15 protein-coding genes and 1 riboswitch are annotated in these 15,365 nt (G+C 66.3%); of the genes, 6 read left to right on the plus strand and 9 right to left on the minus strand.

Translation table 11 applies throughout. The annotated features are described in order from the left end of the window. The first annotated feature begins 73 nt into the window (after positions 1 to 73). The 3 genes from fdxA to ACRY_RS17965 all read left to right on the plus strand — a co-directional run bounded on the left by fdxA (position 74) and on the right by ACRY_RS17965 (position 2,832). Entirely contained in the window at positions 74 to 406 is a 333-nt protein-coding gene (fdxA, locus tag ACRY_RS17955) for a ferredoxin FdxA (protein WP_007421477.1), read from the plus strand. A gap of 209 nt (positions 407 to 615) precedes the next feature. Then, positions 616 to 1,329 carry a CarD family transcriptional regulator gene (locus ACRY_RS19280; RefSeq protein WP_231295313.1) on the plus strand — a complete coding sequence of 238 codons (714 nt, stop codon included), beginning with the start codon at positions 616 to 618 and terminating at the stop codon, positions 1,327 to 1,329. A gap of 201 nt (positions 1,330 to 1,530) precedes the next feature. After that, entirely contained in the window at positions 1,531 to 2,832 is a 1,302-nt protein-coding gene (locus tag ACRY_RS17965; RefSeq protein ID WP_012040535.1) for an Nramp family divalent metal transporter, read from the plus strand. Here ACRY_RS17965 and ACRY_RS17970 read toward each other — a convergent pair. From ACRY_RS17970 to ACRY_RS18010, 9 genes are all read right to left on the minus strand, one after another. Beyond that, on the minus strand, positions 2,829 to 3,566 hold the full coding sequence (locus tag ACRY_RS17970; RefSeq protein ID WP_012040536.1) for an ABC transporter ATP-binding protein: 738 nt from the start codon (positions 3,564 to 3,566) through the stop codon (positions 2,829 to 2,831). The two genes, ACRY_RS17965 and ACRY_RS17970, sit on opposite strands and share 4 nt — an antisense overlap. Next, a complete protein-coding gene (locus ACRY_RS17975; protein ID WP_012040537.1) occupies positions 3,559 to 5,541 on the minus strand; it encodes an ABC transporter permease subunit in 1,983 nt (660 codons plus the stop codon). Before ACRY_RS17975 ends, ACRY_RS17970 begins: the two co-directional genes overlap by 8 nt. A 6-nt stretch (positions 5,542 to 5,547) precedes the next feature. Continuing rightward, complete coding sequence (locus tag ACRY_RS17980) at positions 5,548 to 6,477, minus strand: branched-chain amino acid ABC transporter permease (RefSeq protein ID WP_012040538.1); 930 nt, start codon at positions 6,475 to 6,477, stop codon at positions 5,548 to 5,550. Between the two features lie 10 nt (positions 6,478 to 6,487). Then, a complete protein-coding gene (locus tag ACRY_RS17985; protein WP_012040539.1) occupies positions 6,488 to 7,723 on the minus strand; it encodes a branched-chain amino acid ABC transporter substrate-binding protein in 1,236 nt (411 codons plus the stop codon). 287 nt (positions 7,724 to 8,010) lie between these two features. Then, positions 8,011 to 10,026, minus strand: coding sequence for a TonB-dependent receptor plug domain-containing protein (locus ACRY_RS17990; RefSeq protein ID WP_012040540.1), 2,016 nt, complete (start codon positions 10,024 to 10,026; stop codon positions 8,011 to 8,013). 105 nt (positions 10,027 to 10,131) lie between these two features. Continuing rightward, a riboswitch (cobalamin riboswitch) is annotated at positions 10,132 to 10,340 on the minus strand. A gap of 35 nt (positions 10,341 to 10,375) precedes the next feature. Further along, a complete protein-coding gene (locus tag ACRY_RS17995) occupies positions 10,376 to 11,059 on the minus strand; it encodes a haloacid dehalogenase type II (protein WP_012040541.1) in 684 nt (227 codons plus the stop codon). A 14-nt stretch (positions 11,060 to 11,073) separates the two neighbouring features. Continuing rightward, the gene (locus ACRY_RS18000; protein ID WP_012040542.1) at positions 11,074 to 11,772 is read right to left on the minus strand and encodes a glutathione S-transferase family protein; all 699 of its coding nucleotides are present in this window, start codon (positions 11,770 to 11,772) and stop codon (positions 11,074 to 11,076) included. After that, complete coding sequence (locus tag ACRY_RS18005) at positions 11,765 to 12,028, minus strand: hypothetical protein (protein WP_012040543.1); 264 nt, start codon at positions 12,026 to 12,028, stop codon at positions 11,765 to 11,767. The genes ACRY_RS18000 and ACRY_RS18005 overlap by 8 nt, the downstream gene beginning before the upstream one ends. After that, the gene (locus ACRY_RS18010; RefSeq protein WP_231295314.1) at positions 12,025 to 12,627 is read right to left on the minus strand and encodes a TetR/AcrR family transcriptional regulator; all 603 of its coding nucleotides are present in this window, start codon (positions 12,625 to 12,627) and stop codon (positions 12,025 to 12,027) included. Before ACRY_RS18010 ends, ACRY_RS18005 begins: the two co-directional genes overlap by 4 nt. 98 nt (positions 12,628 to 12,725) lie before the next feature. Here ACRY_RS18010 and ACRY_RS18015 point away from each other — a divergent pair, with 98 nt between their 5' ends. The 3 genes from ACRY_RS18015 (at position 12,726) to rpsT (ending at position 15,159) form a co-directional block, all read left to right on the plus strand. Next, positions 12,726 to 13,391, plus strand: a complete 666-nt coding sequence (locus tag ACRY_RS18015) for a DsbA family protein (RefSeq protein WP_012040544.1) — start codon at positions 12,726 to 12,728, stop codon at positions 13,389 to 13,391. Positions 13,392 to 13,484: 93 nt separating this feature from the next. Beyond that, a complete protein-coding gene (metZ, locus tag ACRY_RS18020) occupies positions 13,485 to 14,669 on the plus strand; it encodes an O-succinylhomoserine sulfhydrylase (protein ID WP_012040545.1) in 1,185 nt (394 codons plus the stop codon). Positions 14,670 to 14,886: 217 nt separating this feature from the next. Continuing rightward, the gene (rpsT, locus tag ACRY_RS18025; RefSeq protein ID WP_007421597.1) at positions 14,887 to 15,159 is read left to right on the plus strand and encodes a 30S ribosomal protein S20; all 273 of its coding nucleotides are present in this window, start codon (positions 14,887 to 14,889) and stop codon (positions 15,157 to 15,159) included. Positions 15,160 to 15,365 lie beyond the last annotated feature (206 nt).

The raw sequence follows: 15,365 nt of genomic DNA on the forward strand, positions 1-15,365 counted from the left end.
GGTTGGCGCCTTGCGCTGGCCGGCCGTTGGGGGCATATCGCCGGTCGATCCATCCCATGCTCAGGAGTGCCCGATGACCTATGTGGTCACCGAAAACTGCATCAAGTGCAAGTACATGGACTGCGTCGAGGTCTGTCCGGTCGACTGCTTCTACGCAGGCGAGAACATGCTGGTGATCCATCCGGACGAATGCATCGACTGCGGCGTGTGCGAACCGGAATGCCCGGCCGAGGCGATCGTGCCGGATTCGGACGGCAAGGCATCCGCCTGGATCGAGAAGAACCGCGAATTTGCCACCCTCTGGCCGAACATGACCCGCAAGGGCACGCCGCCGGCGGATGCCGATGAGTGGAAGGATCGCGACGGCAAGGCCGAACTGTTCTCGCCTGAACCGCACAAGGACTGAAGCCGTCCGCGCCGCCGGCGTTCACGCCGGGGCGGATTTGTGGTATGCATGTTGATCCGGCATCCCCGCCGGCGCTTGAGTGGCGCAACGCGCCCCCGATCGCTTCGCTATCGAGGTTCAGCATGAAACGACCCGCTTCAACCGATCCGGCCGGAGCCGGTGCGGACGTCAGAAGCAGTGCCAAGGCGACGACCCGCGCGAAGACGGCCATGAAGGCCGCCGCCGCGTCCGGCTCGCCGTCCGACAGCCCGGCGCCGCGCCGCGCCGCCAGAACCGCCGCCGAACCCCAGGCGGCCAAGACCGAGAAGGACTCACAGCCCGATATGGCCAGCCCGAATACCGCCCAGACCGCCCCCCAGCCCGCCGAAGCCGAACGCGACACCCTGCCGCCGCCAGGGCCGCGCCCCGTGCTGCCGCAGCGCGCGATCGCCAAGGCCGAGACCTTCAAGCCCGGCGATCACGTCGTCTACCCGACCCATGGCGTGGGCAAGGTGGAGCGCATCGCCGCCGAGGAGATTGCCGGACAGAAGCTGGAACTGATCCACATCACCTTCGATGAGAACCGCATGACGCTGCGTGTGCCGGTAAACAAGGCGCGCACGGCGGGTCTGCGCAAGCTCTCCAGCCGCAAGCAGTTCGACGAGGTGCTCGCCACCCTCAAGGGCCGCGCCCGGGTGAAGCGCACCATGTGGTCGCGCCGGGCGCAGGAATACGAGGCGAAGATCAATTCCGGCGACCCGATGGCGATTGCCGAGGTGGTGCGCGACCTGCACCGCAATGCCGGCCAGCCGGACCAGAGCTTCTCCGAACGGCAGATCTTCGAGCAGGCGCTCGACCGGCTTGCCGCCGAATACGGCGCGCTCGAGGGGCTCGACAAGCAGGGCGCCATCGACAAGCTGCTCGACTTCCTGAAGACCGAGTGAGCCGAGCCGGCCGGTCCCGACACCGGCCGGAGCGCAATTAGGACTGATTTTCAGAAAAATCCCGACACGGCGCCGGCCGGAGTTTTGCTCCGGCCGGCGCTTTGTTTAAGGGCGCTCGCGCGAACGCACGCCTCTTCAAAATTTTGCCTGCTGCCCTATATATAGCCTTGGCTACATTTTCATGGGTGGGCTTCGATTGCGGTGAGCGACCTTGTTTCCCGGCCTGGGCTGAGCGAACGAACGGCACGCGCCGTCGCGGACCGGCTGGCCGGGCGCGCCGGATGGCGTAACCCGCTGATCTTTGCCGGGCCCGCGGTCGTCGCCTCGATCGCGTATATGGATCCCGGCAATTTCGCGACGAACATCCAGGCGGGCGCGCGCTATGGCTATGACCTGCTCTGGGTCGTGCTGCTCGCCAGCCTGATCGCGATGCTGTTCCAGGGCCTGTCTGCCCGGCTCGGGATCGTCACCGGGCGGAATCTCGCCGAACTCTGCCGCGACACGCTGCCGCCGGCGCTGACCATCCCGATGTGGATCATCAGCGAGATCGCCGCCATGGCGACCGATCTTGCCGAATTTCTTGGCGGTGCCATCGGCATAGCGCTGCTCGCGCATTTGCCGCTGATGGCGGGCATGGCGATTACAGGGATCGTGACCTACGGTATTTTGCTCCTCGACCGGCGCGGCTTTCGGCCGATGGAACTGGTGATCGGCGCGCTCGTGGGCGTCATCGCGCTCTGCTATCTCGCCGAGTTGCTGATCGTGCCGGTTCACTGGCGGCAGGCAGCGCTGCATACGGTGCTGCCCTCCCTGCCGGATGCCGAGGCGCTGACGATCGCGGTCGGCATCGTCGGCGCCACGGTAATGCCGCACGCGCTGTTCCTGCATTCCGGCCTCTCCGGCGCGCGGGTGGCGCCGCAGGATGCGGCGCAGCGCCGGCGGCTGGTGCGTTATTCCAATATCGAGGTGCTCGCGGCGCTCGGGGTCGCCGGGATGGTGAACATGGCGATGGTGGCGATGGCCGCCGGCGCCTTCCATCCGGCGCATCAGGGGATCGCCGAGATCGGCGAGGCCTATCGCACGCTCTCGCCGCTGCTCGGCGCCGGTGCCGCCGTGATCTTCCTCATTTCGCTGCTGGCCTCCGGCGTGTCGTCCTCCGTAGTGGGCACGCTGGCGGGGCAGATGGTGATGCAGGGATTTGTCGGTTTTTCGATCCCGATCTGGCTTCGCCGGGCGCTGACCATGATCCCCGGCTTCGTGGTGATCGGCCTCGGCGTGAACCCGACACGTGCGCTGGTGCTCAGCCAGGTGGTGCTGAGCCTGGCGCTGCCGGTGCCGATGCTGGCATTGCTGTGGTTTTCCACACGGCGGGCGCTGATGGGCGCGCTCGCGGTGCGCGGGATCACCGCCATCGCCGCGATCGGTGGCGCCATCGTGATCCTCGGACTCAACGTCATTCTGCTCCTGCAGATCTTCGGCGTGAACGTGCCGCTGCCGGGCTAGTTTTCCTCCACTTGCAGCTCGCCGAGATAGGCCTCGCGGATCGCCGGGTTGGCGGCGAGGTCTGCGGCGGGGCCTGAGAGCACGACCCGCCCGGTCTGCAGCACGTAGCCGCGGCTGGCGATTTGCAGCGCCATGTGGGCGTTCTGCTCGACCATGAAGATGGCCACACCCTGGCGGTTGATGGTCTGGATGATGCCGAACACGATCTCGACGAAGCGCGGCGAGAGGCCCATCGAGGGTTCGTCCATGCAGATCAGCGCCGGGCGGGCCATCAGTGCGCGGCCGATCGCGACCATCTGTTGCTCGCCGCCCGACAGCGTGCCGGCGAGCTGGTGGCGGCGTTCCTTCACGCGGGGGAACAGCTCATAGACACGTTCGAGATCCTCGTCGAATTCCGGGCCGCGCTTGCGCGTATAGGCGCCCATTTCGAGATTCTCGTAGACCGTCATGCGCGGGAACAGTCGCCGCGCCTCCAGCACCGGGGCGATACCGCGCCTGACCCGCTCCGAGGTGCTGAGCCGGTTGATCGGCGCGCCGCGGAAGCGCACCTCGCCTTGGGAAGGGGTGACGGTGCCCATGATCGTCTTCATCGTGGTCGACTTGCCGCTGGCATTGCCGCCGAGCAGCACCACGATGTCGTCCGGCGCGACCGAATAGTCGACGCCCTTGAGCACGTGCAGGTCGCCGTAATGGGTGTGCACGCCGGCGAATTCGAGCAGGGTTTCCTCAGGCATCGACCACGCCCCGGCCGATATAGGCCTCGATCACCGCCTCGTTCCGCCGCACCTCGTCGGCCCGTCCCTCGGCGAGTTTCTCGCCATGGTTGAGGACGATCACGTTGTCGGCGAGGCGGGTGACGACATCGAGCTTGTGCTCCACCAGCAGGACAGTGAGGCCGAAATCGCGGAAGGCGGCGATCTGTTCGGCGAGTTCGATGCTTTCCGCCGGGTTCATGCCCGCCGTCGGCTCGTCGAGCATCAGCAGGCGCGGGCGGGAGGCGAGCGCGCGGGCGATCTCGACACGGCGGCGATTGGCGTAGGAGAGTTGCGCCACGCCCTGGTCGATCCGCGGCACCAGGCGGTTGCCGAACATCGCCAGCAGTTCGAGCACGAATTCGCGCGCTTCGCGTTCCTCGGCGCGCACGCGGGGCAGGCCGAGCACCGCCCCGGCCGCGCCGGCGGAGAGATGCGTGTGCTGGCCGATCAGCACATTTTCCATCACCGTGAGGTTGGGGAACAGGCGGATGTTCTGGAAGGTGCGGGCGACGCCGGCGCGCAGCACCTGGTCTGGCCGCAGGCCAAGCAGGTCGCGCCCGGCGAAGCGCACTACGCCGGCGGAGGGTTTCACGAGGCCGGTGATGCTATTGAACAGGGTGGATTTGCCCGAGCCATTCGGCCCGATCACGGCGACGATGCTGCTGGGCGGGACATCGAGCGAGACCGATTTCAGCGCGGTCAGCCCGCCGAATTTCACGGTGAGGTCGCGGATTTCGAGCGCGGCGGGCCGTGCGTCGGCGGTGGTTTCGGCGAGCCCGGCGCGCAGCCTGGCCACGGCCGGGGCGGCGCCGCGGGAGACGGCGGCGTCCTGCTGCTCATAGCTCAGCCGCACCTCGTTCCGGCCGACCGGAACGAGGCCGTCGCGCCGGTAGAGCATCATGGTCACCAGAATGATGCCGAAGATCAGTTCCGAGGCCGAGGTGAGCTCGAGATTTTGCAGGAAAGGCGAATGGATCGCGTTGCCGAGCCCCTGCACCCAGCCGGACAGGGCGGGCAGGAACCAGGCCTGCAGCAGTTCGAGCAGCACCGCGCCGAGAATGGCGCCCCAGACGCTCGCGAGGCCGCCAAGCACGATCATCACCAGCACCATGATCGAGACCGGCAGGTCGAACATGTCCGGCGTCGCGGTCTGCAGCTTGGCGATGTAGAACGTGCCGGTCATGCCGGCGAACCCGGCGCCCATGGCGAAGGCGAGCAGCTTCAGCCGCGTGGTGTGCACGCCCATTGCGCTGGCGGCGATCTCGTCCTCGCGCACCGCCATCCAGGCCCGGCCGATCCGCGAGGGTTTCAGCCGCAGCGAGATGAAGAGCAGCAGCAGCACGAGGCCAAGGCCGACGTAATAATAAGGTGTCGCGTTAATGCCGAAGCGGTAGCCGAACAGCACCGGCGGGCCGACGCCGTTCAGCCCCTCGGCGCCGTTGGTGAGCGAGGACCAGTTGCGCGCGACGATCGGCACGATCTCGCCGAAGCCGAGGGTGACGATGGCGAGATAGTCGCCCTTCAGCCGCAGGGTCGGCGCGCCGAACGCCATGCCGAAACAGGCGGCGATGACGGCGGAGGCCGGCAGCATCAGCCAGAAGGGGAAGGTGAAATGCACCGTCGCCGCCGCACCCGCGCCGAGTTTCGCGACGAAGCCGATCGCCGCGAGCGGCGCCCAGGCCGCGCTCCAGTGCGGGTGGAGCTGGAACGAGTTCAGGATGCCATAGGCATAGGCGCCAATGGCGAAGAACGCGGCGTAGCCGAGATCGAGCAGGCCGGTGAAACCGACCACGATGTTCAGCCCGAGCGCCAGTGCGGCATAGGCGCAGCTATTGGCCGCGACGTCGATATTCGCCTGGCCGATGCCGAGGAAGGGCAGCAGCAGAAGCACCATCAGCAGGGCGGCGAACAGCGCCTGGCGCTGGCGGGGCGAGAGCAGGGCGAGGCGCTTCATCGCCGCCTACGAGCGGTTGGGCGCCTGCGCGCCGAGCAGGCCGGCCGGGCGGAAGACCAGCGTGAGGATCAGGATCGAGAAGATGATCACATCGGCCCATTTCGCGGCGATGTACTGGCTGCCGATCGTCTCGATCAGGCCGATGAGGAGGCCGCCGACCATCGCCCCCGGCACGTTGCCGATGCCGCCGAGCACGGCGGCGGTAAAGGCGCGCAGACCCGCGGTGTAACCGATGCTGTACTGGGTGAAATTGTAGTACAGGCCAAAGATCATCCCGGCGGCGCCGGCCAGGGCGGAGCCGGCGAAGAAGGCGATCATCACCACCTGATCGACCTCCACACCCATCATCCGCGCGGCCTCGGCATCCTGGGCGACGGCGCGCATCGCCTTGCCGAGGCGCGAACGCCTGACGAACAGGTTCAGCCCCCACATCAGCACTGCCGCGACGATCCAGATGATCACCGCCTTGAGGCGGATCGTCACCCCGCCGAGATGGTAGTCGATGCTCGGCATCGGGTCGGGGTAGTTCAGCGCCTGGGCGTTGGTCAGCAGCAGCACGACGTTGAACAGGATGTAGGAGACGCCGATCGTGGTGATCATCGCCATCGGCCCGCGCACGTTGCGCATCGGCCGCAGCGTGTAGCGCTCGATCGCGACGCCGAGCACGCCGGAGGTCACCATCGTCACCGCGAGGGCGGCGAGCAGCGAGAGCACCAGCGGGGCGCCGTGCAGCACCACCGCCTGGCCCTGCAGGCCGAACCATTGCAGCACGATGAGGCCAACGAACGCTCCCACCATGAAGACGTTGAAATGCGCGAAATTGATCAGCTCGAGAATGCCGTAGACAAGGGTGAACCCGAGTGCCAGCAGCGCGTACATCGCCCCCAGGCTCAGCCCGTTGACGAGCTGCTGGAGAAAAACCGCCATTCCGGTCATGGGCGCCGCGTCAGTGCTGCGGCGCCACGCCGACGTATCGCATCTGCTTGTTCAGGTCCCCGAGCGGGGCGGACTTGTCCTGGTGGAACTGGAACACGGCAACGATGTGGCTGGTCATGTCGCCATACTTGTCGAAGCTGATCGGCCCCTGCAAGCCGTTGACATGCACGGTCGCGATCGCGTCGCGGACATTGGCGGCGGTGAGCGGCTTGCCTGCCTTTTGCACCGCCTTGATGCCGGCGATGGCGACGAGGGCGGCGTCATAGGCGGTGATGGCGTAATCGTCCGGCGCGACGCCGTAGGTTTTCGTATAGAGCTTGACCCAGTTCGCCAGCTTCGGGTCATCGACCACATGCGGCGAGGCGTTGGTGCCATACCAGCCCTCGGCGGCGGGGAAACCGGCGGCCGTCATCATTTCGGGGCTCAGGATGCCGTCGCCGCCGCCTTTGATCACGTGCGGAATGATCTGGTAGCTCTGCTTCACCAGCTTCACGCCGGCCTGCATCGTGCCGCCGTAATAGAGCGAGGCGGTCTTGGTCGCGGCAATCTTGGTGAGCACGGCGGAATAGTCGGCGGCCTTGGGGTCGAGCCGGTCGCGGCCGAGGACCTTGATGCCCTTCTTCTTCGCCTGGGCTTCGAAGGCGTTGGCGAGGCCGACGCCGTAGGCGCCGCTGTCATCGAGGATGTAGACGCTCTTCACCTTCAGGACCTCGGCGTAGAAATTCGCCATGTTCGGGCCCTGATAGGCATCGGTCGTCACGGTGCGGAAATAGATCGGCTTGCCGCCCGGATCGAACTCGCCGGCATAGGCCGGATTGGTGATGTCGGGCGCGGTGGACGAGGGGGTGATGGTCGCGAGATTGGCCATCGAGAGGATCGGCGCCATCGCCTTGCCGGAGCCGCTCATCTCGGGGCCGACATTGGCAAGCACCGTGCGCGTGCCGGCCAGTTTGCGCGCGTTGGTGGCGGCCTGGGCCGGATCGTACTGGCCGGCAGTCGCGGTCGCGTTGTTCAGGATCATCGGCTCGAGGCGGATGTCGCCGAGTTCGCCGCTCTGGTTGGCGAGCTTGATGGCGAGCTGCGCGCCGTGAAGAATGAGGTGCGCGGCCTCGGCATCTGCGCCGGTCAGGGGCAGCGTAATCCCGATGTGATAGACCTTGTCCGCCGCCAGGGCGATGGGACTTGCCGAGGCGAGGATGAATGTTCCCGCCGCTCCACGCAGAGCTTTGCGCCTTGATAGTGCCATTGGTCCCGTCCTTCTTGCTTTTGTGAGATAGCTGCCATGCGCAAGGTAAACAGCTCGTGAGCGAAGGCAAGTGTTTTTTGGCTCCTCCACCGCGTCGCCGGCAACTGCCGCAAAAAAAAAGGCGGCCACGAGGCCGCCAAGTTTAGGGAGGAAACGTCCAAGAAAGCAGACAAACGACTGATCGTTTGCTGCGTTGCACTATATGGCGGAATCGCTTTCCCGTTCAAGAATTTTGTGCGCCGCAGCATATGTATTTCATGAATATGTCTTATGCGGTGAGCAAAGGTTCAGCCGCCGATGGTTCCCCGCAAGCCGAAAAGGAAGTTCTGCCCCGGAATCTGCAATCCATTCACGGGTTCGAATGCCGAGTTGGTCAGGTTGCGACCGATCGCGAAGAGGGTGAGCGCGCGGCTGATCCGGTAGTTCACCGCGAGATTGGCGATCGTGCCGGGCTGGGCGAGGCCGACGCCGCTCGGATTGCCGGAGGTGATCGGATAGCCGGAATTGGCGTAGAGGTAATCCGAGAAGCGGCCGACATAGCGAACGGTCGGTTCGATCGACAGCGCCGGGATCGGGCGGATCGAGAGGGTGAGCGATCCGGCGTTTTCCGGCCGACGCAGGAGGGCGGTGCCGGTCGCAGCATCGCGGGCGATGGTGCGGGTATAGTCGATCTGGCCGGAGAGCCAGGGGGCCGGCGCGAAGCCGATGCCCGCCTCGATGCCGTGAATCCGGGCGCGGGCGACGTTTTCCTCCGTGCTGGTGCCGTCAGGCAGGGAAGTGTACTCGAACAGGTTCGAGATGTCCTGGTGGAAATAGCTCATCCGCAGCGTGACCGCTTCGGGTATGCCGAAGGCGGGCAGCACGGTCTCGAAACCGAACCGGTAGCCGACCGAGTGTTCGGGGTGGAGGTTCGGGTTGCCGTGATATCCGTAACTGTCGATGCCGTGCAGGTCGTAGAGCGAGGGGGCGAGAAAGCCGCTGCCCGCCGAGGCTTTCAGCCGCGTGTCGATTGCGGGTACGGCGAGCACGAGGCCGCCGCGCTCCGTCACCACGGTGCCGTAGCCGCTGACCGAATCCGCACGGACAGCGCCCTGCACCGACAGGCGGCGCGCTATGGTGGCCTGCGCGCCGAAATGCCCCGCGGTGGTGGATTGCGAGGCAGCGAGGCTCTGGAGGTAGGGATAGCCGCCAAAGCTGGCGTTGTAGTTTTCGACCGCCGTATCGTGTGTGGTCTCGATGCCGGCGACGAGCGTCGGGTCGGTCATCGGGCCAAAATCCGGCAGGCGGATCACGTTGTTCCACTGGATCACAGTGCGATCGCCGCGATAGCCGCTGTCGCCGGCGAACTGGTTGGGGTCGGCGGGATCGAGCAAAGTCAGGTAGCGACGGTCGTCCTGGATGTGGGCGATGTCGAGTTCGGTGATCAGCCGGTTGTCGAACAGGTGCGACTTCACGCCGAAGCGGAAAAAGACATTCGAATCGAAGCTGTTTTCATAGGGATCGTCGAAGATCGGATAGCCGAGATCGGGATATTGGCTCCCGGTCTGCCGCGCGCGGACGATCAGCGAGATCCGCGTGCCGGCGACCGGCGTGTAGCCGAGATTGATGGCGCCGAGCTTGTAGCGGAACGGATCGCGATGCGCGGCGTAGACGGCGAGGCGCCGCGCCGTCGCGTCGAACCCTGCCTGTTCGATGAGGGAGCCGGTGATCGCGTAATCGAATTTGCCGCTCTGGCCGGAGAGTGTGACGCTGCCTTCGCCCTGGCCGGGAAAGCCGCCGGCGAGGTCGTAATCGACATGCGGCGCGCCGTGCCCGCGCTTGCTGATCAGGTTGATGACGCCGCCGATCGCGCCCGAGCCGTAGAGGCTGGACATCGGGCCGCGGACCACCACGATCCGCGCGATATCGCCGATGCCGGAATTGCCGAAATTGAACGCGCCGTTGGCCACCGAGGGATCGTTCACCGGCACGCCGTCGCGCAGCACCAGCACGTCTTCGGAATTCGTGCCGTCGATGAAGACGGAGGTCTGCGCGCCCGGCCCACCCGATTGCACGACGTTCAGGCCGGGAACCGCCTCGAGCGCCTGGGCCAGGGTGGTCACGCCGCGCCGGCGAAGTTGCGCCGCCGTGATGACCGTGACCGATGCGGGGGTGTCGGCAATGGGTGTCCGCACATAGGAGGCGGTGACGGTCTCGATCGGCACGGTGCCGGCGGGAAGCCGTGCGCTCTGGGCGCGGGCGCCGACGAGCGCCCCGCACAAAGCGAGGGGGACGAAAAAGATGTGTCGCGCGAACTCGCGCATGGAAAAACTCCGGTCCGGCACCCGGCGGGGCGGGTGTTGCCATCAGGGCGACCGAAGGCTTCGGGACTTCACCCTTCGCACCCGGTTCACCCCGCCCGGACGCGCGCGCATGGTCTCGGGACCGGCCGGTCTCCTGGCTCGCGGGTCATGGGCGCGTTCGGCCTTCTCGCGGACGGTCTGCGCCGCCTCGCAATGGCCGGAATGAACGCGCCTCGCCGCTCACAGTTGCGGGGGCAGCCGCAGCCGGGGCACCATCTCGCCCTTCTGCATTCCCGTTTCAGCCCTTGCGGGCCACCGATTCCTGTCCAAATCATTATGCCGCCGGACCGGGCGGCGCAAGCGCGCTGGCTTAGCCGAGGCCGAGCAGGCCGGGCAGGGCCGAGAGATCGCTGATCGCCGCATCGGGCGCGCCAGGCAGCCGCTCCGCCGGCTGCCGCGCCCGGTTGCACCAGGCGACGCGGAAGCCGAAGGCCGAGGCACCGTAGGCATCCCAGCCATTCGAGGAAACAAAGCAGACTTCCTTGCGCTGGACCCCGAGCCGCGCCGGCACCAACTGGTAGACGCGCGGATCGGTCTTGAACACGCCGACCGCCTCGACCGACAGCACATGGTCGAGCACGTCGCCGAGCCCGGCATGGGCGATGGCGGCGGCGAGCATCGCCGGGGTGCCGTTCGAGAGTATCGCCGTGGCAATCCCCTTCGCCTTCAGTGTGCCCAGCGTCGCCTTGACCTCCGGATAGGCCGAGACGATGCGGTAGAGAGCCAGCAGCGCGGCGCGCCGCCTGGGGTCGGCGAGGCCGGTCGCCTCCAGCGCGAAATCGAGCGCGTCGGCGGTGACGGTCTCAAAATCGGTGTAGAGGTTCTGCAGGCTGCGCAGCCAGGTGTATTGCAGCTGCTTGTCCCGCCAGAGTGTCACCAGCGCCGCGCGGCGGTCATCCGGCACATCCGGACAGCGGGTGACGGCGGAGCCGAAATCGAAGAGCGTGCCATAGGCGTCGAACACGCAGGCGCGGATACCCTCGATGGCGGACATCGGCTTCCTCCCGTTCAGGCGGCGGCCGGCAGGAGGCGAGCCAGGCCGTCATAGGCGTCGAACATGCGCCCGCACCAGGCGTGCAGCGTGTCATCGGCGGCGAGGATCTTCACCGGGGACGAGGCGTGCGCCCAGAGGAAGGCGCTGAAGGCGACATGGTCGGCATAGTTCGGGGCGTCGCCGGCGAGAAATTTCTGGTCCGCCAGCGTGCTGCGCAACGGCCGCAATGTGGTGCGGAGCGCGTTCACGTTGTCCTCGCGCGCCGCCCGCAGCGCCCCGACCGTGGTGCCGAACGCGGCCTCGCGCGTCGAGCGGTAATAGTCGCGGTCGCCCTCGTGCAGGATGTCGACGAGGTCGGGCAGGACCACCTTCGCAATGGCGGGATGAAGCACCTCGCTGGTCCACTGGTTGACGAAGCGGGCGAGGCCGCGGCCGGCAGCGCCGCCGAACAGGCTCGGCCGGTCGGGATAGGTATCCTCGAGATAAAGAGCGATGGTCCAGCTGTCATGCACGTGGCGGGTGCCATCGACCAGCACGGGCACCTTGCCCTGGCCGGAGAAGGCGATGGCGTCCTTTTCCATGAAGCGCCAGACCACGGTCTCGCAGGGCAGGCCCTTGTGCGCCAGCGCGAAGCGGGTGCGCCAGCAATTCGGGCTGAACCGGACGCGTTCGTCGGCGCCGGCGAGATCGTAGAGCTTCAGGGGTTCACGCATCAGGGTCTCCTTGCCCGCGGGCCGAACGAGTGCGCCCGCGTGTCGCGGATACGGTCGGCGTGTTGTTGATCGTCTGCGCCAGATCGCAGGCGCGCCGCGCGGCGATTGCCGTGAACCGGCGCTTCAGGTTGGGAAAATCGTCGAGGGAGTGCCGATGCCGCGCTCGCGGCTCGATCCGGAAATCGAGCCCGGCCTCTTCGAGCAGGATCACGGTCTGGCGGCCGTTCGGCGTGGTCCGGCAGTGAAGACCGCTCATGGAGTCCCGGATCCGCCGGGATGAAGGCGGCTCATCGCGTCGGCGACCAGCCGGTCGAGCCGGCCGGGGTCTGGATCGAGGCGCGCCAGGGTGCGCAAGGCGAGAACGGTCGCGAGGAGGAGTTCCGCCTGCGCCGGAGGTTCGATCCCGGCGGGCAGGCGCCCCTGGTCCCGTGCGTGTTCAAGCCGATCGCGAAAGAATGCTTCCAGCTGGCTCAGCCGGGCATGGACCTGAGCGCGGGCCTCAGCCGAAATCGGTCCGCCATCCATCGCGCTGTTGACCAGCAGGCACCCCATCCGATGCGGGTCCTGCGCCGAAACATGGCTCAGATGCGCGAGAAGCCCGGCGATCGCCGCGATCGGATCGTCTTCGGCGGCAAACCGTTCAAGAAGCGGCACCATCATGTCATCGGCATAACGGTCGATAGCGGCGCGGAACAGGCCGTTCTTGTCGCCATACCGATGATAAAGCGCAGCGGCACTGAGCCCCGTGGCCTCTGTCAGGTCGCGCAACGAAGCCCCGGCATAGCCCTTGCCGAGAAAGATCGGGATGGCCCGATCGAGCAGGTCTTCGTTTGTCAGACTGCGTGGGCGCGGCATCGGGCAGCTGTACTGGTTTGAATCATCGTCCACCATGATATAATGTAACGTTTGCTACAAAACAACGTGTCTCGGGACCGCACTAGAAGCCAGCCAACATGATGACTCAACCGCATCTCGTCTACTTTGCAGACCCTATGTGCTCCTGGTGCTGGGGTTTCGCGCCGGTGATCAACGCCATCCGCGGGAGGTATGGCGAACGCCTGCCGGTTCGTCTGATCGTTGGCGGGCTGCGGCCCGGCACGACCGAGCCGATGGACGAGGCCGCCAAGGCCCGCACCCGCGGGCATTGGGAGCATGTGCGGAACGCGTCTGGTCAGCCTTTCGATTTCTCGTTTTTCGACCGCGCCCGCTTCGTCTACGACACCGAGCCGGCTTGCCGTGCGCTGGTGGTGGCCCGTCGCCGCTCGATGGCGGATGCATTCGACCTTCTCGCCGCCATCCAGCGTGCTTTCTACACCGGGAACGAGGACGTCACGAATCCGGTTGTGCTTGCCGGAATCGCAGCACGGCTCGGCTTCAACGCGAACCAGTTCCGCGATACGCTCTGTTCCGACGAACTCGGTGCCGAAACCTGGCAGGATTTTGCGATTACCCAGCAGGCCGGCATCACCGGGTTTCCCACCCTCATCGCGAGTTCCGGCACCGAACACGAGTATGCCCTCGTGACCGAAGGCTTTCAGCCCGCGGCTCGGCTGGTTCCAGCACTTGGCCGCTGGCTGGGGGATACGTCGCTCTCTGGCGCCGCCGCCCTGGCGGGCTGATCGGGGCGGCCCGCCTGCCGCCGGCGAAGGGCCGCGCGACAGCGTTCTGCCGGTGTGGGTTGCCGTCCGGCGCGGGCAGGATATAGACGGAACATGACCTCACGCATCTATCGTCCCGCGACCAACCTGGTTCATGCTGGCCAGGTCAGGTCCAACTTCGCCGAGAACGCCGAAGCGCTCTACCTCACCTCCGGCTTCGTCTACGATAATGCCGAGCAGGCGGAAGCGACCTTCAAGGGTGAGATCTCCCATTATCAGTATTCACGCTTCGGCAACCCGACCGTGAGCATGCTGGAGGCCCGGCTCGCGACCCTGGAGGGGGCGGAAGCCTGCCGTGCCACGGCGACGGGAATGGCCGCGGTCAATGCCGCCCTGCTCGCCCATCTCAAGGCGGGAGACCGCGTGGTCGCCTCGCGCGCGCTGTTCGGCTCGTGCTCGTGGATCGTCTCCACGCTGCTGCCGCGCTACGGGATCGAGAGCGTCTTCGTCGATGGCGGCGACCTTGCGGCGTGGGAGGCCGCGCTGGCGCCGGGAGCGGCGCTGGTGCTGCTCGAAACCCCGTCGAACCCGATGCTCGAGATCATCGACATGCGGGCCGTGGCGGATCTTGCTCACAAGGCCGGCGCGATCGTGGTGGTCGATAACGTTTTCGCGACCCCGCTGCTGCAGCGGCCGCTTGAATTCGGCGCTGATGTGGTGGTCTATTCCGCGACGAAGCACATGGACGGCCAGGGCCGCGTGCTCGGCGGCGCCGTGCTTGGCGGCAAGGACTGGATCGACAACACGCTCCAGCCCTTCACCCGCAATACCGGCCCGGCGATCTCGCCGTTCAATGCCTGGGTGATCCTGAAGGGGCTGGAGACAATGGCGCTCCGCGTCGGCCAGGCCTCGCGTTCGGCCGCCGCCATCGCCGACCATCTTGCCGGCCAGCGGCAGGTCATCCGCGCGCTCTACCCTTTCCGGGCCGATCATCCGCAGGTCGATCTCGCAAGGCAGCAGATGAGTGCCGGCGGCACACTCGTGACCTTTGAACTCGACGGCGGCAAGGACGCGGCGTTCCGCTTCATGAACGCGCTCGAGCTCATTGCGATTTCCAACAATCTCGGTGACTCGAAATCGATGGTGACGCACCCGGAAACCACCACCCATTCGCGCATCGCGCCGGCCGAGCGGGCGCGCCTCGGGATCAATGGCGGCACGATCCGCTTCTCGGTGGGGCTCGAGGATGTCGCCGACCTGATTGATGACCTTGATCGGGCGCTGGCGGCGCTGAAATGAGGCGTCGGCGGATTGAGCGCGGTCCGGTCGCTCGGCAGGGCCGCCGTCCGCTACAAGTGACTTGCCCGGATGCCTGTGAGCGGCAAGGGCAGCGGCTTCGCGTCTTGATGCTTGACGCCCGCCTCACGCGGCGATAAGCACTCTCCCACACGGGCCGCGGCAAATTTCGCTGCGGCCTGTGGTTTTTGTTCCGTTTACAGGAAGAGACAGTTCGCCCATGGCCAACATCGCATCGGCGCAGAAGCGCATCCGTCAGACCCTTGTGCGCACCGCTCGCAACAAGGCCCGTCGGTCGCGCGTGCACAGCTTTATCCGCAAGGTGGAGGAGGCGATCGCGACGGGCAATCACATCGAGGCGCGGACGGCATTCATTGCCGCGCAGCCCGAACTGCAGCGCGCCGTGACGAAGGGTGTGTTGAAGGCCAACACGGCTTCGCGCAAGCTGTCCCGCCTGTCGGCGCGTGTGAAGGCCCTTTCGGCTTCGGCCTGAGGTCTGTTGCGCGCCTCGCTGGCGCGTCATACAATCGTAACAATTCGAGTGTCTTGGCGGCTGTTCCTTGCGGCCGCCCGCGCTTGTTTGTCCCGGTTCGGTTTTATCGTGATAGCGTCTCGCAACAGCGAATATAATGTCGCTGCAACTTTTGCTTGTGAGATGTTTTCGAGATTTTACCGTGGAATGATATTCCCTCACTTCAA

The organism is Acidiphilium cryptum JF-5 (assembly GCF_000016725.1).
Classification (GTDB): domain Bacteria; phylum Pseudomonadota; class Alphaproteobacteria; order Acetobacterales; family Acetobacteraceae; genus Acidiphilium; species Acidiphilium multivorum.